The following is a 17,871-nucleotide window of genomic DNA, read 5'->3' as shown; positions in this document are numbered from 1 at the left end:
GGCTGCACATCGTTGATCAGAAGTCGGAAATGGTGCCGGTTGCAGGAATCGAACCCGCGACATCCAGTTTACAAAACTGGCGCTCTACCAACTGAGCTAAACCGGCCCGTTCGCGTCAGGCGTAATCGCCCCATGCTTCAAGATACGCCGAAGGTCCAGCCCTCGGTTTGCGCGATATGCGATGTCATCGCTGCCGGGTGCCAGAGTTCGGGGCGATCGGCGTAGGCGCGGAGCCAAGCGGCGGTGAGGATCGCGTCGGTGGCGTGGTCGTCGTAGCGGGCGAGGGGTGCGTGCGAGGCGCTGCCGATCACGCCCAGTGCCACGTCGAGCGCGGCGGCGTCGCGGATCTTGCTGAGCCCCTTGCGAATGCCGGCGGCGCGCGCGGCGATCGTGGTGTAGATCTCGACGATCACCGAACCCTCGGACGGTACGGGATCGAACGGCCAGACCGGCACGTGGCCGGCCAGCCTGTGCAGCACGCGCATCCCGGTCAGGCTCGACTTGCCGACCTGCGCCGCGCCGACGAGGTTGAGGTTGCTGGTTGGGCTCAATCCCTGCCGCCGCTGTGCTTCCTCGGTCACGCGGAGCCGGCCGGACCCTTCGAAGAACTCGCCCTTGCGCCCGCCGTGGCGACGCAGATGCCGCGCAACCTCGTCATGATCGACGAAGCTGCTGGCCCCCAGATGCGGATCGTCCGCGCAAATCCGCTCGACCAGCGCCCACAACGTGCGCGCATCTGCCGGACTCTCTGCCCAGCCGGGAAAGAACGCGTCCTGGTCGATGAACGGAAGCGATGGCCCGAGATCGAGCCCGACCAGCGTATCCGGCGGCATCGCGTTCGCCAGCCAATCGAGCGCGGCGGTGCGCGACCAGCCGCCTTCGGCTGTGACCAATGTCGGTGCAGCGGCCCCGCGCGCGCAGATCGCCACGGCGATCCCCGATTGCCGGGGACCGACCGCGCCCGACCAGTCGATCGCGGCGAAATGGCCGAAGCGGTCAGGGGCGATCGCCATACGCCTTTCGCTGCTTGGCCGATGCCTGATCCCACCACGCGCGGGCGATCACGTGGGCAACGCGCTCGGGATCATGCGTTCCGTAGCGGACCAGCAGGCCGGGCCAGGTCTCGTAATGCGCCGTCTGCCAGAAACTGTCGGGATCGGTCGCGATCAGGACGGCCTTCTCGTCATGCGGGCTGCGGACGTGGAAGCTGCCATCGACATGGCCGGCGCTGACGAACATCTTGCCGCAAGTCTTGATCGCGGGCTGGCCGTACGAGGTCGATGCCTGGGTCTCGGGCAGCGACAGTGCATACTGTGCGACCGCAGCCCAATCCTTCACGACCTCTTTTCCGCGCGCAGGCCATCCCAATAGGCGAGCCGTTCCGACAGGCGCTTCTCGAACCCGCGTTCGGTCGGCGTATAGAAGGTCTGCGCGCTCATCTCGTCAGGCCAGTAATCCGAGCCCGAGAACGCATCCTCCGCGTCGTGATCGTACGCATAGCCCTTGCCGTAGCCGATATCGCGCATGAGCTTGGTCGGCGCGTTGCGGATCGACGCGGGGGGCATCAGCGAGCCTGTTTCGCGCGCCGATTTCCAGGCTGCCTTCTGCGCCTTGTAGACTGCGTTCGATTTGGGCGCGGTGGCGAGATAGACGCAGGCCTGCGCGATCGCGAGTTCGCCTTCGGGGCTGCCGAGGAAGTCGTAGGTGTCCTTGGCGGCGATGCACTGGACCAGCGCCTGCGGGTCGGCGAGGCCGATATCCTCGACCGCGGCGCGGGTCAGGCGGCGCAGCAGGAACAGCGGTTCCTCGCCCGCGGTCAGCATCCGCGCGAGATAATAGAGCGCGGCCTGCGGGTCCGACCCGCGGATCGATTTGTGGAGCGCGGAGATCAGGTTGTAATGCCCCTCGCGATCCTTGTCGTACACCGCGACGCGGCGTTGCAGGAAGTTCGACAGCCCGGCCGGATCAAGCGGTTCGGGAAGGTTCACCGAGAACAGCGTCTCCGCCTGGTTGAGCAGGAAGCGGCCGTCTCCGTCGGCGCTGGCGATCAGCGCATCCTTGGCGGGCGGGGTGAGGGGGAGGGGGCGCTCCATCTCCGTCTCGGCGCGGTCGAGCAATTGTTCGAGCGCGCCACGGCCGAGCCGTTCGAGGATCAGCACCTGCGCGCGGCTGAGCAAGGCGGCGTTGAGTTCGAACGAGGGGTTCTCGGTGGTCGCGCCGACCAGCGTCACCGTGCCGTCCTCGACATAGGGAAGGAAACCGTCCTGCTGCGCGCGGTTGAAGCGGTGGATCTCGTCCACGAACAGCAAGGTCCGCTTGCCGATCTTGGCGTGCTCGCGTGCTTCGGCGAACGACTTCTTGAGATCCGCGACGCCGGAGAACACCGCCGAGATCGCGACGAACCGCAGGTCGACCGCGTCGGCGAGCAGCCGCGCGATGGTGGTCTTGCCGGTGCCGGGCGGGCCCCACAGGATGATCGAGGACAATCGCCCCGCCGACACCATTCGCCCGATCGCGCCTTCGGGGCCGGTGATGTGATCCTGCCCGACCACCTCGTTCAGCGTGCGAGGACGCAGGCGGTCGGCAAGCGGCGCGTTTTCGGGATGCGTTTCAGTGGGGGCGGCGGGTTCGAAGCCCGCGAAGAGATCGGCCATTCCGAGAAGATAGGGGCGGGCGGCCGGTTTGCCCATCCGTTGCCACTTACTCTCCGTCATGCCGGGCTCGTTCCGGCATCCACCGGTCCGCATACTCCTCGACGGCGAGTTTGCCGACCAGTGGACCCAGGAACAGGTCCGGGGTGACGAATTTTTCTCACCCACCACTTGAACCAGAAACAGTCTGCGATATATCGCACCTCATGAATGAAGATATATCGGAGAACACTCAAATGCGTTTTGGTATGGGATATGGAGCCTGGACCGGTGGCCCGCGGGCTGATGGCGAAGGTCGGGGTCGGCCGGGTCACGAAGGTCATGGTCGACATGGACACGGACGCGGCGGCCCCGGTGGTCGGCGGCGGCTGTTCGATGGCGGCGAGCTGAAGCTTGTGATGCTGAAGCTGATCGCGGACGCACCGCGCCACGGCTACGACCTGATCCGCGAGATCGAGGGGCTGACCGGGGGTGGCTATGCGCCGAGCCCGGGCGTCGTCTACCCGACGCTCAGCATGCTCGACGAAATGGGGCTGATCGAGGAGCAACAGTCGGAGGGCGCGAAGAAGCGCTTTGCGGCGAGCGACGAGGGTCGCGCGCATCTGGCCGAGAATGCGGCCGTGGTGGACGGGCTGTTCGCGCGGCTGGCGGCGGTCGGGGCGGAGTCCGAGCGGACCGATGGCGCGCCGATCCGGCGTGCGATGGGCAATCTGCGGCAGGTGCTCCAGCACCGGTTGATGCGAGAGGACGTCAACGAGGATACGCTGCACGAAGTCGCGGCGTTGCTCGACGAAGCCGCGCAGAAGATCGAGCGCTTGAAGTGAGCGTCTCGGTCGCAAGAGTGCCGACGCATTCGGCGAGCAAATATCTCCAGCAGCTCGCCAAACACTGGAGCCACAAGATGGAGGTCACCTTCTCGGAGGAAGAGGGCCGCATCGCGTTTCCGAACGGTGCCGTTCTGGAGATGCGCGCCGACAGCGAAACGCTGGACGTCGCGCTGACGGTGCCGGAGGGGGAGGACGTGGACCGGATGCGCGAGGTTGTGTCGAGCCACCTCGACCGCTTCGCCTTCCGCGAGGCGCCGTTGACGTTCGACTGGGTCACGGCGCCCTGAGCATAGCGCAACCTGCCCCCCTCCCTGAAAGGGAGGGGCCGGGGGTGGGTAGGCCGGTTCGAGCCATCTACGCCTGAACATGCGGAAGCCGACCCACCCCCAACCCTCCCTTCCAAGGAGGGGGCAGGTCAGGGCATCACTTACCCCGCCGCGCCATCACCTCGAGATACGTGTCCAGCACCGTCTGGTTGATCGTATCCCAAAGATACCCGGCGGCCTTGTCGTGCCCGGCCCAGCCCATGGTCTCGCGCAGGCCCGGTTCCGATACGATCCGCCCGATCGCATCCGCGTACCCGGCAATATCCGTCGGCGGCACCAGAAACCCCGTGACGCCGTCATCGACCAGCCCGACCGCGCCCGACGCGCGGGCGGCCACGACGGGAACGCCCGCCGCCATGGCCTCGAGCGTCACGTTGCCGAACGTCTCGGTCACGCTCGGATTGAAGAACACGTCCATCGATGCGACCGCGCGGCCAAGATCGTCGCCCGACTGGAACCCTGCGAACACAGCACCCGGCACCCGGCTCGCAAACCATTCGCGCGCCGGCCCCTTGCCGATTACCAGCACCTTGTGGGGCACGCCGCGCTGCTCCAGCTCGCGGATCACGTCGGCGAAGACGTCGAGCCCCTTTTCCTTCACCAGTCGCCCAAGAAACCCGACCGCAACCTCGCCGTCGGCAATTCCGCGCGCGCGCCGCCATTCGAGATCGCGGCGCGTCGGCGTGAAGCGATCGTGGTTCACCCCGCGCGACCAGATTGCGGTCGGCGTCGTCACGCCCCAGTCGCGGACGATCTCCGCCATGCCGCGCCCCGGCACCAGCACTTCGTCGACCCGGTTGTAGAAGCGTGTCAGGATATTCACCATGATCGGCTCGAAGAACGCCATCCTGTAATAGCGGAAATACGTCTCGAACCGCGTGTGCAGCGAGGCGACCGTCGCGATGCCGTTGCGGCGGCCATAGCTGATCGCGCGATGCCCCAGGAAATCGGGCGCCGACACATGGACGATGTTCGGTGCGAACGCATCGAGGTCGCGGCGGATCGCAGCGGGCAGCCCGCGCGCCATCTTGTATTCGCCACGCCCGGCCGGCAGCGGCAGCGAGGGCACCGCGACCAGATCGCCGGTCGGCGGGAAGGCCGGCCTGGCGTTCGTCGGCGAATAGACACGCACCGTCACTCCCTTCGACAGCAGATGGCCGACGAGCAGATTCAGCGCCTGGTTTGCGCCATCGCGTACGTAATTATAGTTGCCGCTGAACAGGGCGATGCGCAGGTCGGTGGCGTGCATCGTCGCGCGGATAACGCCGTGCGCCGCCAAGCGCCACTAAATCCGCAACATAGGCCGGCCGCCAGCCATTGATGTTCCCGTATCGTTCTCGTACATCGGCGGTATGGCGAAACCCCAGAAGCGTTACGTATGTCAGGCCTGCGGATCGGTATCGCACCGCTGGGCGGGGCAATGCGCCGACTGCAGCGAGTGGAATACGATGGTCGAGGAGGCGAACACCGCCGCCACGCCGTTCCATTCCAAGCATAATCTCCAGACCGGCGGCCGCGCGATCCAGCTTGTCGGGCTCGATGCGGAGATCAAGCTGCCGGACCGGATGGCGACCGGTATCGCTGAACTCGATCGTGCGCTGGGGGGCGGGTTCGTCGAGGGGTCGGCAACGCTGATCGGCGGTGATCCGGGTATCGGCAAGTCGACTCTGTTGTTGCAGGCGGCGGCGAAGATGGCGCTGGCGGGGCAGTCGGTCGCGTATGTCTCAGGCGAGGAAGCGGCGGACCAGGTGCGCTTGCGCGCGCGGCGGCTGGGCTTGGGCAACGCGCCGGTTCAGTTGGCGGCGGCGACCTCGACACGCGACATCCTGACGACGTTGCAGACCAAGCCGCCCGCGATGCTGGTGATCGATTCGATCCAGACGATGCACTCCGACTTGATCGAGGGTGCGCCCGGCACGGTCAGCCAGGTGCGCGCCTCGGCACAGGAACTGATCCGGTTTGCCAAGGAGCGCGGTACGGCCGTTGTTCTGGTCGGCCACGTCACCAAGGACGGCTCGATCGCCGGCCCCCGCGTGCTCGAGCATATGGTCGACACGGTGCTGTCGTTCGAGGGCGAGCGCAGCCACCAATACCGCATCCTCCGCGCGATCAAGAACCGCTTCGGCGGCACCGACGAGATCGGCGTGTTCTCGATGCAGACCGAGGGGTTGGCGGAGGTCGGCAATCCGTCGTCGCTGTTCCTGACGCACCGTGATGACGCGATGACGGGGGCGACGGTGTTTCCGGCGCTGGAGGGTACGCGGCCGGTGCTGGTCGAGATTCAGGCGCTGACCGTGCGGCTAGCGTCGGGGGCCACACCAAGGCGCGCCGTGGTCGGCTGGGATTCGGGGCGGCTCGCGATGATCCTGGCGGTGCTGGAGGCACGGTGTGGGCTGAGCTTCTCCAACGCGGAAGTGTATTTGAACATCGCTGGCGGTTACAGAGTTCAGGATCCGGCGGCGGACCTCGCAGTGGCGGCGGCGCTGATCTCGGCGATGTCGGAGCGTCCGGTCCCGGTCGACGCGGTGGCGTTCGGAGAGGTCGCGCTGTCGGGGGAGATCCGCCCGGTCGCACATGGTCCGCTGCGGTTGAAGGAGGCAAGCAAGCTCGGCTTCGAACGCGCATTGGTGCCGGCGTCGATGACGGGGGAGAAGAGCGGGATGAAGCTGTCGGGGTTCAAGACGCTAGCCTCTTTCGTCGATCACATGATGGGGCGGGGGTAGGCACCCGAAACCTTGTTTCCCCGCGAAGGCGGGGATCCAGACTGGGCTCCCGCCTTCGCGGGAGAACAAGGCAGCGTTAGTGAGGGTACTGGGCCAGGCGTACCTGCAGGACGGGGATAGCTTCGGTTCGTTGTTAACGTCCCGGCTAGTCACCTCCCCGGCGGAGGCCGGGGTCCAATTGGGAAACGCTGCTGGCAATCGTTGCGCGTAGCCACCTCGACCTTTCCAATTGGACCCCGGCCTCCGCCGGGGTGGGGCGGTGGGGTGTTTCCGATCACCGGTCAATCAAACCGCACGCAACGGCACTGCATCCTGCAAATCCGCCACCCCGAACGCATGGCCTCTCGCGACAGCCATGCTATGGCCGCCCGCATGGCGAACACGAAAAGCAATACCGGTACCGTCGAGGTCGACGGCACCCGATACGATTGGCACCTCCAGCGCGAACCGCAACACACGGATGCCGAAGGCTGGAAGGGCATGACGATCTCGCTGTTGCAGGACGACGCCAAACGCGAAGCTCTGCTCGAATTCCCCGCGCCGAAACGCCTGTTGAAGGGATTGCCGCGCGGGCGGCTCCAGATCGACGACGCGACGATCGCGCGCGGCGTGCGGGCGGCGTTGGCCGCGGGGTGGGAGCCGATGTCGCGGGGCAAGCCGATGGTCTTCACGGTAGATTCCGAAGGGAATTGAACCGTGGATCGGCGTGAAACTCCGCCTCCGACGGACGCGCGCACGCGGATGCAACCCCATACCGACGTGGAAACCGCGCTGCTGGGGCCGATTCTCCCCGATCGAGAGTGCGGAGATTGCACCGCGTGCTGCACCGAATTGACGGTGGACACCCCCGAGTTCGGCAAACCCGCGGGAACGCCGTGCATCCACCTCTCCAATAAGGGGTGCGGAATCCACGCCGTCCGCCCGCGCATCTGCCGGACCTGGTTTTGCGCCTGGCGCCGGGTCGCGAGCCTGCCCGACGAGGCACGGCCCGACCGGTCCGGGCTTCTCGTGTCGCTCAATTTCGTCAAGGAACCGCAGAACTGCCTCGAAGGCGTCTCGATCAATGTCCGCGTCCTCGCCGGCAGCGACGCGATCGCGAACGGCATGGCGGCCGCGGTGCTCGACAGCGTGTGCGACCAGCTGGTCCCGGTCTGGTTCAGCGACGGGTCAAAGAAAATGCTGATGCATCCCGACACCGACGTCGCCCGCTTCGTCCTATCGGGCGAGGCTGCACCCGCGCATCTGCAGGACGAAGTCGCCGCGTGGCGCGAGCGCTACGGTGTGTTCGGTTTGAACCACTAGAGCGCGTCGATCGCCGCGCGCACTAGCGGTTCGCGCCGCGCGTCCCTATTCCAGAAGCCATGAACCTCACCGCCCTAGACATCGTCGTCCTGATCGCCGTCGCCGGGTCCGCGGTGCTGGGGCTGGTGCGCGGGTTCGTCACCGAAGTGCTGTCGATGTTCGCCTGGGTGGCGATGGTGGCGATGTTGAAGCTGTTCCACATCCCGCTTGCCGCCGCGCTGTCGCCGATGGTCGGGACCGTTGGTGGCGCCGCGGTGCTCGCGTTCGCGATCATCACCGGCGTCACGTATATCGGCGGGCGTCTCGTCGCGAACGCGATCGGCGCGCGGACGCGGACGTCGATCCTCGGGCCGGTCGACCGCGCGCTCGGCTTCGGGTTCGGCGCGTTGAAAGGGCTTATCCTCGCCAGCCTCGTCTTCCTGCTCGCGACGCTCGTCATGGACACGATGAGCGGCGGACCGTCGCGCCGGCCCGGCTGGATGACGACATCGCGCACCTATCCGCTGCTCAACGCGACGAGCGCGGGAATTGCCGATTTCGTCGACCGCCGCCGCCGCGGCAAACCCGTTTTCGGCGCAACCACGCCGCCTTCCCGATCCGATAACGCAAGCGAGCCGAAATCATGAGCGCGCCCCTCTACAACGCCGAGATCCTGCGCCTTGCCGCGACGATCCCGCATCACGAACGTCTGACTGAGCCGATGGCGACCGCGGAGAAACGCTCGCCGATCTGTGGCAGCCGCGTGACGATCGATGTCGCGGTCGACGATGAGGGCAAAGTTAGCGAGGTCGGCCTGCTGGTCCGTGCCTGCGCGCTCGGCCAGGCGTCGTCGTCGTTGCTTGCGTCGAATATCCTCGGCCGCACCCCCGCCGAACTCGCCGCCGCGCGCGACGCGCTGACGGCGTGGCTTGCGCGCGAGGGCGATGCGCCCGATTGGCCGGGGATGGATATTTTCACCCCCGCACTCGACTACACCGCGCGCCACCCTTCGATCCGGCTCGCGTTCGAAGCCGCGGCCGAGGCTGCCGATACCGCTGCAAAGGCGAAGGTCTGATGGCGGAGGGCACGGCACCGTCGCTGCTCCGCGACGGCGTCGTATTGCTCGGGTTCGGGCTGATGTTCGTGCTGCTGTTCCGCCGGCTCGGGCTCGGTGCGACGCTGGGGTATCTCGTTGCGGGCGCCGTCGTCGGGCCGCATGTGCTGGGTCTGGTCGGCGATGCGGAGTCGAAGCTCGGGTTCGCCGAACTCGGCATCACGCTGCTGCTGTTCATCGTCGGGCTCGAACTGAACCCGTCACGCCTTTGGAAGATGAAGGAGGAGATCTTCGGTCTAGGCCTTCTCCAGGTCGCGATTTGCGGCCTGGCGATCACCGCGATCGTCTGGGTCGGGGCGAAGTTCTCGCTCCCCGCCGCGCTTGCGCTCGGCCTGCCGCTCGCGCTGTCGTCGACCGCGCAGGTGCTGCCGATGCTGCGCTCTTCGGGGCGGATGAAGACCCCGTTCGGGGAGCGCGCGTTCTCGATCCTGCTGTTCCAGGACCTCTCGATCGTGCCCTTGATCACGATCGTCGCGGCGATGAGCCGTAATCCGGCCGACGCGAATGCGCCTCCCGGCTGGCTGCTCGCGATCTACACGGTGCTCGCGGTCGTCGGACTCGTCGTCGCAGGGCGCTTCCTGTTGCGCCCGTTTTTCCGGCTGATCGGCAATCTCGGCGAGCGCGAAATGTTCGTGTTCGCCGGCCTCTTCACCGTCATCGCCAGCGCGGCAATCATGGAATGGCTCGGGCTGTCGACCGCGCTCGGCGCATTCATCGCTGGCGTGATGCTGGCGGACAGCCCGTATCGGCATGAACTCGAAGCCGATGTCGAGCCGTTCCGCTCGATCCTGCTTGGGCTGTTCTTCCTCGCGGTCGGCATGGTGCTCGACCTCAACGCGATCGCCGAGCGGCCGGTGTTCGTGATGGCGATGGCTGCCGCGCTGATCGCGACCAAGACGAGCGTCATCATGCTGATCGGCATGGCGTTCAAGATGACGTGGCGGCAGGCGTTCGCGCTCGGACTGCTCCTCAGCCAGGGCGGCGAGTTCGGCTTCGTGCTGTTCGCGCAGGCGCAGGCGGGGCTGCTGATCGAACCGCAGGCGGCCAGCCTGTTCGGCGCGATCATCACGCTGTCGATGGCGACCACGCCGTTCCTGATGGGGATTACCCGGCGTTTCCGCACCGAACCGATTGCCGAAGGGCAGGAGCGCGACGGCCCCAAGGTCGACGGCGCGAATGCGATCATCGTCGGCTATGGGCGGTTCGGCCAGACGGTCGGCCAGATACTGCTCGCGCAGGATATTCCGGTGACGCTGATCGACACCGATATCGAAATGATCGACATCGCCGGTGAGTTCGGCGCCAAGGTCTATTACGGCGACGGCACGCGGCTCGACCTGTTGCGGCAGGCGGGCGCGGCGGAGGCGGAGATCATCTGCTTCTGCATGGATGGCGACCAGCTCGACCCCGACACGATCGAGGGCGTGCACGAGGCATTCCCGGACGCCGCTATCTACGTCCGCGCGTTCGATCGCCGTGCGCTGGTGAAGCTCAAGAACACGTCGGCGACGGCGGTGGTACGCGAAGTGATGGAGTCCGCGGTAAAGATGGCGCGGCTGGCGCTGCGTGGGCTGGACGTGTCGCCGACCGATATCGACCGCGCGGAGGAGCAATACCGGTCGCGCGACAAGGAGCGGTTGCAGTTGCAGATCGATTCCGGTGACATGCGCGCGGCACGTGCCGAGACCGCCAAACGCTTTCCCTGGGGGAATGATACGCAATGATTATCGCCATTCTTGCGGCCTTGTCGGGCGCGATCGCAGTTGCCGCGGGGGCGTTCGGTGCGCACGGCGCGAGCGGGTCGGCGGCGGAGTGGTTGCGGACCGGCGCGCAGTATCAGCTGGTCCACGTCGTCGCGGCGCTGGTCGCGATCCGGATGGAGGCGCGGGGACCGGCGTGGCTGTTCGTGGTCGGCGCGGCGATCTTCGCGCTGACGTTGTACGCGATGGCCTTAGGCGCGCCGCGCTGGTTCGGCGCGATAACGCCGATCGGCGGCGCGTTGCTGATCGGCGGGTGGTTGTGGCTGGCTTGGAGCGCCCGGGGATAACAAACAAAGCTTGTTTCCCCGCGAAGGCGGGGACCCAGTTTGGGCACCCGCCTTCGCGGGTGAACAAACTTCTTGCTGGTCTTCGGACGCTACCGTTTCTTCCGGCACGCGTCCGAGCAGTAGATCACGCTGTCCCAGTCGCGCGCCCATTTCTTCCGCCACGTGAACGGCCGCTCGCATGCCGGACACATCTTGGTTGGTAGGTTCTGCTTGGCGACACCGTTGGGCATCAGCGGGGCTGCGCGTCGAGGAAGGTCTCGACGTCGGCCAGGTCGACCGTCTTGTCGAGATACGTCTGGCCGATCCCGCGCGCGAGCAGGAAGGGGAGGGTGCCCGCCGCCATCTTCTTGTCGTGCCGCATGTGATCGACGAGCCGCGTACCGCTCGCGCCGATCTTCGCCGCTGCGAGACCGTCGGGCAGCCCGACGTCGCGCCAGTGTGCGGCAACGCGCTCCGCATCCTGACCCGAACAGATCCCCTGCGCCGCGGCAAAACCGAACGCGAGCGAACAACCCGCCGCGACACCCTCGCCGTGGATCAGCGCCTGTGAGAACCCGGTCTCGGCCTCCAGCGCATGCCCGAACGTGTGACCAAGATTGAGGAGGGCGCGCGTCCCGTTCGTCTCATGCTCGTCCGCCGAGACGATCCGCGCCTTGGCAGAAACGCTGTGCGCGATCGCGTATTCGCGCAGGCCGATGTCGCCGCCTAGCAATGCTGCGCCATTCGCCTCGCACCACTCGAAGAACGCGAAGTCGTCGATCAGGCCGTATTTCACGACCTCGGCGTAACCCGCGCGCAGTTCCCGGATCGGCAGCGTGTCGAGCACCTGCGGATCGATCAGCACCATCACCGGCTGGTGAAACGCGCCGATCAAATTCTTGCCGGCCTTCGTATTGATCGCGGTCTTGCCGCCGACTGAGCTGTCGACCTGCGCAAGCAGGCTCGTCGGGATCTGGACGAAGTTGCACCCGCGCTTCAGGATCGAGCAGGCGAACCCGATCAGGTCGCCCATCACGCCGCCGCCCAGCGCAACGACGTGATCGCCGCGCTCGACACCGAGTTCGAGCAGCCGGTCGCAGAGCATCTCCAGCGTCGCCCAGCTCTTGCTGCCCTCACCTGGTGCCAGCACGATCGCCTCCGACGCGATCCCCGCCGCAGTCAGCGAAGTCTGCAACGTCGCGAGGTGAACCGACAAATTCTCGTCGGTTACGATCGCCACGCGACGGCCCTTAGCAAGCGGCGCAAGGAACTCGCCCGCCCGCGTGAGAATCCCCGCCTCGATATGGATCGGATAGGTTCGCGAACCCAGTTCGACGGTAACGGTCTTCATCGGCCAAGCGCTCTCAGGATTGCGGCGACGGTCGCTTCGTGCGGCGTCTTGTTGCTGACAATATGGATGTGCGCCTGCGCGTAGATCGGGTTGCGCACGCGCGCCAGTTCGGCGAGCACTTTCCCCGCATCGCGGTTGCGGAGCAGCGGGCGGGTGTCGCGCCGGCCGACGCGTTCGACCAGGATGTCGGGATGCGCGCTGAGCCACACCGACACCGCATCGCGCAGGATCAGCGCGCGCGTGTCGTCGTTGATGAACGCGCCGCCGCCGGTCGCGATGATCTTGGGCGTGCCGTCGATCAGCCGCGCGATCACGCGGCGTTCGCCATCGCGGAAATAGTCCTCGCCGTATTTGGCGAAGATCTCGGCGACGGTCATCCCCGATGCGGCCTCGATCTCGTGGTCGGCATCGACGAACGGCAGGTTCATGCGCAGCGCGAGGCGGCGGCCGACGGTGGTCTTGCCGACGCCCATCAGCCCGACGAGCACGATCGGGCGATTGATCGGGGCAGGGCGGCGACCGCCCGAGGGTCCGCCGGAAGGGTTGTGGCTTTGCAACATCGTAGCCCGCGCTATACAGCGGCACCGCGCGAGGGCAAAAGCTCTTGGCGCGCGATATTTCGCCGATCGTCCACTACACCCGTCCACTACAAGGTTACGTCGTATGTCCCGTTTCATCGTCTCGGTCGTCGTCGTTCTTGTGGTCGTGGTCGGCGGCCTGTTCCTGCTGGCAGGCCGCGCGACCGAGCGTCCGCAGAGCCACGTCGAAAAGGCCGTGACGCTTGCGAACCTCTCTTAAGGCATCCGTAGCGGCGGCGGTTGCCGTCGGAGCCTTGGTCGCGCTGGCACCCGCAACCGGCCAGGATCGGCCCGAATCGATCCTGCCGCCGGGGTTCGGCGAGCCGACGCCTGCGCCCGCACCGCGACCCACGCCGCCTGCCGGTACGCAGCCGACCCGTCCGACCGATCCCGCGCAACCGACCGCTCCGGCGAACGCACCCGCACAGCCGGGCGCGATGATCCAGCCTTTGCCGCCCACTACGCCGGGCGACGCGCCGCTGGTGCCACCTGTCGCGACGCCTGCGCCGGTCGATCCGGCCGTGCTCGCGCAGTACGAGATGCCGGCGTCCGCGCGTCGGTCGCTTGCGACAGTCGGCCCGGTCACGGCAAGCGAAGGCGGCCTAGATACCGATGCCTTCGGTGAGGCGGACGGCCAATATGTCGAGACGCTGATGCGCCGTCTCAGTGCGCCGCTCCCGTCACGCTGGATGTCGATTTTGTTGCGGCGCGCACTGGTGTCGCATGTCGATACGCCCAGCCGCACCAACGGTGCGGATTTCGCCGCTGAGCGCGCGTGGCTGTTGCTGCGGATGGGCGAATCGGTTGCCGCGCGTGCGGTCGCGCAGAACGTCGACACCGACAATTACACGCCGAAGCTCTATCAGGTCGCGATGAATACCGCGTTGGCAACGGGCGATCCGGCTGGCCTGTGCCCGCTGGTGACGGGTGCGATGCGCTACGCCCCGGCGCGCGGCTGGACGATGGCGCAGGCGATGTGCGCCGGGCTGTCGGGCAATCCCGCGCAGGCGAGCCCGCTGATCGCGACCGCCAAGCGTCGCAATGTCGCCAGCGGCGTCGACCTGCTGCTCGCGCAGAAAGTCGTCGGCGCCGGCGCGCAGGGGCGCCAGGCCGTGACGATCGAATGGGACGGCGTCGACCGGCTGACCGCGTGGCGGTTCGGGCTCGCGATGGCGACCGGCGTCGCGGTGCCGGACGAGTTGTACGGTACTGCGGGCCCGCAGGTGAAATACTGGCAGGCGCTGTCGCCCTCCGTTGCGCTCGGCGATCGGCTGGCCCCGGCGGAGGCTGCCGCGGGGCAGGGGGTGCTGTCCAGCGCCGCGCTCGTCGATCTCTACGCGGCGGCGGCGACCGACGACGATACGCAGAGTGGCGCGACCGCGACCGCCAACGATCTCCAGACCGCCTATGCCGATCGCAACCCTGATTCGCGGCTCACCGCACTGCGTCAGCTGTGGGGCGGTGCGAATGCGCGTCCGAACTATGCGCGGCTGGTGCTGACCGCGCGGGCGGCGTCCCGGTTGAACCCCAATCTGGCAAAGGCTGACGCGGATCTGCTGGTCGCATCGATGCTGTCCGCCGGGCTTGATCGCACCGCGGCACGCTGGCTGGGCTCGGTACCCGCCGGCAGCGACGCCTGGGCGATGATAATGCTCAGCGATCCCGACGCGTATCGCCGCCTCAGCTATTCCGACCTTGCGTCCTATACCGGTGGCGAGGGCGATTCGGCGTTGAAGCAGCGCATGTTGTTCGCGGGGTTGGCAGGTCTCGGTCGCCTCAACCAGGGCGACATCGAGCGTGCTGCACAGTCGCTCGGCGTTCGGATCGGCGCGGACAATGCCTGGACGCGGGCGCTCGATCGCGCTGCGCGCGACGGCCAGGCCGGGACGGTCGTCCTGCTGGCGGCGGTCGGCATGCAGGCGGTGAGCTGGAAGGACATCCCCCCGGAAGCGTTGTACCGCATCGTCGGCGCACTGCGCGGCGTCGGCCTCGACGGCGAAGCGCGGATGATCGCGGCCGAGGCGATCGCGCGCGCGTGAGCCACGGTCGCGATCGCGCGCTGATCGACCGGTTCCTCGAAATGATGACTGCGGAGGTCGGTGCCGCGGCGAACACGGTGGCGGCGTATCGTAGTGACCTGACGCTTGCCTCCCAGACGCTGGAAGGTGGACTGGTCGACGCGGATGCAGACGCGCTGGGCAGGCTCGCCGACGAGTGGTCGGCGTTGTCCCGCTCAACCGTCGGCCGGAAGTCCGCTTCGCTCCGCCGCTTCTTCGCGTTCCTCGCCGATGAAGGCCACCGCGCCGACGATCCCGGCAAGGCATTGCCCCGACCCGGTACCGCGCGCACCTTGCCGAAAATCCTCAGCCACGCCGATGTCGACCGGCTCTTCGCCGCGATCGCCGAACGCGCCGCACGCGATCCGCTAGACCCCAACGACCTCCGTCTTTCCGCATTATTCGAGCTTCTCTACGGCTCGGGCCTGCGCGCGACCGAACTGGTTAGCCTGCCGCGTAACGCCGTCCATCCCGATCGCCCGTTCCTGATCCTGCGCGGCAAGGGCGGGCGCGAGCGGCTAGTTCCCATCTCCGACCGAGCGCGCGCCGCCGTCGCGATCTGGCGCACCCACGTCGCGACCGACCGACTCTGGCTGTTCCCCTCGGGCAAGGGCCATCTGTCACGCATCCGCCTGTATCAACTCGTGAAGGCAATAGCTGCCGAGGCAGGCATCCCCCCCGACCGCGTCAGCCCGCATGTGCTGCGTCACGCCTTCGCCACGCATCTGCTCGCCGGCGGCGCGGACCTGCGCGCACTGCAATCGATGCTCGGCCACGCCGATATCGCCACCACGGAAATCTACACGCACGTCGATTCGAGCCGCCTCGTCGAACTCGTCAACACGCGTCACCCGCTCGCGGATATGCCCCCGCGTTGACGCGAGCGATCCCGCGCCGTAACCGCCGCTGATGCCAAGCTTCCTCGACTTCGAGAAACCGATCGCCGAACTCCAGGGCCGGATCGACGAACTCCGCGACACCGCCGCCGAAGGCAGCGTCGACCTTGCCACCGACATCGCCCGCTTGCAGGCGAAGTCCGACAAGCTGCTGAAGGACACGTTCGCGCGCCTGACTCCGTGGCAGAAGACGCAGGTCGCGCGTCATCCCGAGCGCCCGCACTTTAAGGATTACGTCGCCGCGCTGTTCGACGAGTTCGTCCCGCTCGCGGGCGACCGAGCCTTCGGCGACGACCAGGCAATCATCGGCGGTTTCGCGACGTTCCGGGGTCGCAAGATCATGGTGCTTGGCCACGAGAAGGGCGACGACACCGCCAGCCGCCTCCGCCATAATTTCGGCATGGGCAAGCCCGAGGGCTACCGGAAAGCGATCCGCCTGGTCGAACTCGCCAACCGATTCGGCCTGCCGATCATCACGTTGGTCGACACGTCCGGCGCGTTCCCCGGCATCCAGGCCGAAGAGCGCGGCCAGGCCGAGGCGATCGCCCGCTCGACCGAAGCGTGTCTGAACGCCGGCGTACCGATCGTCTCGGCGATCGTCGGCGAAGGCGGCTCGGGCGGCGCGGTCGCGCTGGCCGCGGGCAACCGCGTGCTGATGTTCGAACACGCAATCTATTCGGTGATCAGCCCCGAAGGCTGCGCCTCGATCCTGTGGCGCACCGCCGACAAGGCGCCCGAAGCAGCCGAAGCTATGCGCATCACCGCGCAAGACCTGAAGTCGTTCGGCGTGATCGACGACATCGTCCCCGAGCCGCTGGGTGGCGCGCACCGCGACCGCGCGGCCGCGATCGAGTCGCTGGCCGATGCGCTGTCGTCTGCGCTCAGAGACCTCGCGCCGCTCACACCTAGCGAACTTCGTAAGGACCGCCAGGCCAAGTTCCTCAAGATGGGCCGTCTCTGACCCACGCACAAAGGGCGGCGGAACCGAGGTTCCGCCGCCCTTTCGACTCGCATGTCGTGCCGGAGAGCGGTCGCGGTTGCGCCACTCTCCAGCGCGATGATTACGTGGTCGAGGTGTTCAGCTTGGTCGAGACGTTGTTGAACGTCTTGGTCAGGCTCGAACCCAGGCCCTGCATCGCGGCGATCGCGGCAACGGCGATCAGCGCGGCGATCAGGCCGTATTCGATTGCGGTCGCACCCTTGGAATTCTTGAAAAACTTGCGGATCGTCTTCATTCCGGTCTCCATCGTTTCGATTGCGTCTGTGTCACCCGGCTGCACCGGACGGACCGGATCAGCGATTTGAGGGATACAAGTGGTTGGTTGAGAAAGGTTTAAGGTGGGCGCCGTTTCTTTTGCGGATCAGCGCGCGTTGGCGACCTTCGAGTTGACGTTGCCCCACATGCCCGTCGTCGTATCGGCAAGCGCGGTGAGGCCGGCGATCATCGCGATCACGACCAGCGCGATAATGAGCCCGTATTCGATCGCGGTCGCCCCCCGTCTTTCGCGCAGCACGCGCGCGATCGTTCGGATGACGGCATGCGTCGCGACGGATATAGGGCTCATGGGTGCGGTTTAATCGCGGGGAAATTAAGGAATGACCAACGATCCGTCCGTATCGGGACCGATGCCCGCTGCGCCGTTTTTGCTGCTGCCCGTCGTAGCGGCCGCGCTCGTCGATCTCGAAGGCCGCGTGCTCTTGCAGCAACGTCCGGAAGGCAAGTCGCTCGCGGGTCTATGGGAGTTCCCTGGCGGCAAGATCGAGCCTGGCGAGACCCCCGAGGCGGCCCTGATTCGCGAACTCGAGGAGGAGTTGGCGATCGTCGTGCCGCACGCCTGCCTCGCGCCCGCGACGTTCGCCAGCGCGCCGCTCGGCGATCGCCATTTGCTGTTGTTGCTCTACATCACGCGCAAATGGACCGGCGTGCCGCGTGCGCTCGAAGCGACCGCGCTGCGCTGGGTGAGGCCGAACGAGATGCACTCCCTGCCGATGCCGCCCGCCGATCGCCCGCTGATCGGTCTCTTGGATGCGCTGATCTGAT

At 66.9% G+C, this 17,871-nt stretch carries 24 protein-coding genes and 1 tRNA gene; 15 read left to right on the top strand and 10 right to left on the bottom strand.

The annotated features are described in order from the left end of the window. Positions 1-30 precede the first annotated feature (30 nt). The 4 genes from J4O76_RS05880 to J4O76_RS05865 all read right to left on the bottom strand — a co-directional run bounded on the left by J4O76_RS05880 (position 31) and on the right by J4O76_RS05865 (position 2,654). Positions 31-106: transfer RNA gene (locus tag J4O76_RS05880), tRNA-Thr, on the bottom strand. A gap of 31 nt (positions 107-137) precedes the next feature. Continuing rightward, complete coding sequence (locus J4O76_RS05875) at positions 138-1,013, bottom strand: hypothetical protein (RefSeq protein ID WP_426280805.1); 876 nt, start codon at positions 1,011-1,013, stop codon at positions 138-140. Then, complete coding sequence (locus tag J4O76_RS05870) at positions 997-1,338, bottom strand: MmcQ/YjbR family DNA-binding protein (RefSeq protein ID WP_426280804.1); 342 nt, start codon at positions 1,336-1,338, stop codon at positions 997-999. Before J4O76_RS05870 ends, J4O76_RS05875 begins: the two co-directional genes overlap by 17 nt. Beyond that, positions 1,335-2,654 carry a replication-associated recombination protein A gene (locus J4O76_RS05865; RefSeq protein WP_426280803.1) on the bottom strand — a complete coding sequence of 440 codons (1,320 nt, stop codon included), beginning with the start codon at positions 2,652-2,654 and terminating at the stop codon, positions 1,335-1,337. The genes J4O76_RS05870 and J4O76_RS05865 overlap by 4 nt, the downstream gene beginning before the upstream one ends. 252 nt (positions 2,655-2,906) lie before the next feature. Here J4O76_RS05865 and J4O76_RS05860 point away from each other — a divergent pair, with 252 nt between their 5' ends. Genes J4O76_RS05860 through J4O76_RS05850 form a run of 3 tightly spaced genes read left to right on the top strand, consistent with a single transcriptional unit; the run spans position 2,907 to position 3,765 of the window. Then, positions 2,907-3,041: a hypothetical protein gene (locus J4O76_RS05860; protein ID WP_426280802.1), complete on the top strand. Its 135-nt coding sequence runs from the start codon at positions 2,907-2,909 to the stop codon at positions 3,039-3,041. An 8-nt stretch (positions 3,042-3,049) separates the two neighbouring features. Continuing rightward, a complete protein-coding gene (locus J4O76_RS05855) occupies positions 3,050-3,475 on the top strand; it encodes a PadR family transcriptional regulator (RefSeq protein ID WP_404969304.1) in 426 nt (141 codons plus the stop codon). Next, positions 3,472-3,765, top strand: coding sequence for a DUF2218 domain-containing protein (locus J4O76_RS05850; protein WP_426280801.1), 294 nt, complete (start codon positions 3,472-3,474; stop codon positions 3,763-3,765). Before J4O76_RS05855 ends, J4O76_RS05850 begins: the two co-directional genes overlap by 4 nt. Before the next feature lie 136 nt (positions 3,766-3,901). Here J4O76_RS05850 and J4O76_RS05845 read toward each other — a convergent pair whose 3' ends face one another. Further along, positions 3,902-5,053 (bottom strand): glycosyltransferase family 4 protein, encoded by a 1,152-nt coding sequence (locus J4O76_RS05845; RefSeq protein WP_426280799.1) that lies wholly within the window; start codon positions 5,051-5,053, stop codon positions 3,902-3,904. A 103-nt stretch (positions 5,054-5,156) separates the two neighbouring features. Here J4O76_RS05845 and radA point away from each other — a divergent pair, with 103 nt between their 5' ends. The 7 genes from radA (at position 5,157) to J4O76_RS05810 (ending at position 10,969) form a co-directional block, all read left to right on the top strand. Further along, positions 5,157-6,527 carry a DNA repair protein RadA gene (gene radA, locus J4O76_RS05840; protein WP_426280798.1) on the top strand — a complete coding sequence of 457 codons (1,371 nt, stop codon included), beginning with the start codon at positions 5,157-5,159 and terminating at the stop codon, positions 6,525-6,527. Positions 6,528-6,887: 360 nt separating this feature from the next. Next, positions 6,888-7,220, top strand: a complete 333-nt coding sequence (locus J4O76_RS05835; RefSeq protein ID WP_426280797.1) for a hypothetical protein — start codon at positions 6,888-6,890, stop codon at positions 7,218-7,220. A 48-nt stretch (positions 7,221-7,268) separates the two neighbouring features. Next, complete coding sequence (locus tag J4O76_RS05830; RefSeq protein ID WP_426280796.1) at positions 7,269-7,829, top strand: YkgJ family cysteine cluster protein; 561 nt, start codon at positions 7,269-7,271, stop codon at positions 7,827-7,829. A gap of 59 nt (positions 7,830-7,888) precedes the next feature. Continuing rightward, positions 7,889-8,455: a CvpA family protein gene (locus tag J4O76_RS05825; protein WP_426280795.1), complete on the top strand. Its 567-nt coding sequence runs from the start codon at positions 7,889-7,891 to the stop codon at positions 8,453-8,455. After that, positions 8,452-8,883 carry an iron-sulfur cluster assembly scaffold protein gene (locus J4O76_RS05820; RefSeq protein ID WP_426280793.1) on the top strand — a complete coding sequence of 144 codons (432 nt, stop codon included), beginning with the start codon at positions 8,452-8,454 and terminating at the stop codon, positions 8,881-8,883. The genes J4O76_RS05825 and J4O76_RS05820 overlap by 4 nt, the downstream gene beginning before the upstream one ends. Next, on the top strand, positions 8,883-10,646 hold the full coding sequence (locus J4O76_RS05815; protein ID WP_426280792.1) for a cation:proton antiporter: 1,764 nt from the start codon (positions 8,883-8,885) through the stop codon (positions 10,644-10,646). Before J4O76_RS05820 ends, J4O76_RS05815 begins: the two co-directional genes overlap by 1 nt. Continuing rightward, complete coding sequence (locus J4O76_RS05810; RefSeq protein ID WP_426280791.1) at positions 10,643-10,969, top strand: DUF423 domain-containing protein; 327 nt, start codon at positions 10,643-10,645, stop codon at positions 10,967-10,969. Before J4O76_RS05815 ends, J4O76_RS05810 begins: the two co-directional genes overlap by 4 nt. Before the next feature lie 89 nt (positions 10,970-11,058). On the opposite strand, the gene J4O76_RS05805 is transcribed toward J4O76_RS05810, so the two are convergent. From J4O76_RS05805 to J4O76_RS05795, 3 genes are read right to left on the bottom strand one after another with little or no spacing between them, the layout of a single operon-like run. Further along, positions 11,059-11,199, bottom strand: a complete 141-nt coding sequence (locus tag J4O76_RS05805; RefSeq protein WP_121904050.1) for a DUF2256 domain-containing protein — start codon at positions 11,197-11,199, stop codon at positions 11,059-11,061. Next, the gene (gene aroB / locus J4O76_RS05800; protein ID WP_426280789.1) at positions 11,199-12,299 is read right to left on the bottom strand and encodes a 3-dehydroquinate synthase; all 1,101 of its coding nucleotides are present in this window, start codon (positions 12,297-12,299) and stop codon (positions 11,199-11,201) included. Before aroB ends, J4O76_RS05805 begins: the two co-directional genes overlap by 1 nt. After that, entirely contained in the window at positions 12,296-12,859 is a 564-nt protein-coding gene (locus tag J4O76_RS05795) for a shikimate kinase (RefSeq protein WP_426280788.1), read from the bottom strand. Before J4O76_RS05795 ends, aroB begins: the two co-directional genes overlap by 4 nt. A gap of 103 nt (positions 12,860-12,962) precedes the next feature. On the opposite strand from J4O76_RS05795, the gene J4O76_RS05790 reads away from it, so the two are divergent. Genes J4O76_RS05790 through J4O76_RS05775 form a run of 4 tightly spaced genes read left to right on the top strand, consistent with a single transcriptional unit; the run spans position 12,963 to position 16,791 of the window. Beyond that, positions 12,963-13,097: a hypothetical protein gene (locus J4O76_RS05790; protein WP_258191373.1), complete on the top strand. Its 135-nt coding sequence runs from the start codon at positions 12,963-12,965 to the stop codon at positions 13,095-13,097. After that, positions 13,081-14,916, top strand: a complete 1,836-nt coding sequence (locus J4O76_RS05785) for a hypothetical protein (RefSeq protein WP_426280787.1) — start codon at positions 13,081-13,083, stop codon at positions 14,914-14,916. Before J4O76_RS05790 ends, J4O76_RS05785 begins: the two co-directional genes overlap by 17 nt. Then, positions 14,913-15,812 carry a tyrosine-type recombinase/integrase gene (locus J4O76_RS05780; protein WP_426280785.1) on the top strand — a complete coding sequence of 300 codons (900 nt, stop codon included), beginning with the start codon at positions 14,913-14,915 and terminating at the stop codon, positions 15,810-15,812. The genes J4O76_RS05785 and J4O76_RS05780 overlap by 4 nt, the downstream gene beginning before the upstream one ends. Before the next feature lie 31 nt (positions 15,813-15,843). Then, positions 15,844-16,791, top strand: coding sequence for an acetyl-CoA carboxylase carboxyltransferase subunit alpha (locus J4O76_RS05775; protein ID WP_253072144.1), 948 nt, complete (start codon positions 15,844-15,846; stop codon positions 16,789-16,791). A 100-nt stretch (positions 16,792-16,891) separates the two neighbouring features. Here J4O76_RS05775 and J4O76_RS05770 read toward each other — a convergent pair whose 3' ends face one another. Beyond that, positions 16,892-17,065, bottom strand: a complete 174-nt coding sequence (locus tag J4O76_RS05770; protein ID WP_426280784.1) for a Flp family type IVb pilin — start codon at positions 17,063-17,065, stop codon at positions 16,892-16,894. 126 nt (positions 17,066-17,191) lie between these two features. After that, on the bottom strand, positions 17,192-17,395 hold the full coding sequence (locus J4O76_RS05765; RefSeq protein ID WP_056486192.1) for a Flp family type IVb pilin: 204 nt from the start codon (positions 17,393-17,395) through the stop codon (positions 17,192-17,194). 31 nt (positions 17,396-17,426) lie between these two features. Here J4O76_RS05765 and J4O76_RS05760 point away from each other — a divergent pair, with 31 nt between their 5' ends. Beyond that, positions 17,427-17,870, top strand: a complete 444-nt coding sequence (locus J4O76_RS05760) for a (deoxy)nucleoside triphosphate pyrophosphohydrolase (protein WP_426280783.1) — start codon at positions 17,427-17,429, stop codon at positions 17,868-17,870. Position 17,871: the final 1 nt, after the last annotated feature.

Source organism: Sphingomonas sp. NFX23, from assembly GCF_049887795.1.
Taxonomy (GTDB): domain Bacteria; phylum Pseudomonadota; class Alphaproteobacteria; order Sphingomonadales; family Sphingomonadaceae; genus Sphingomonas.
This window is presented reverse-complemented; position numbering and strand designations above follow the sequence as displayed.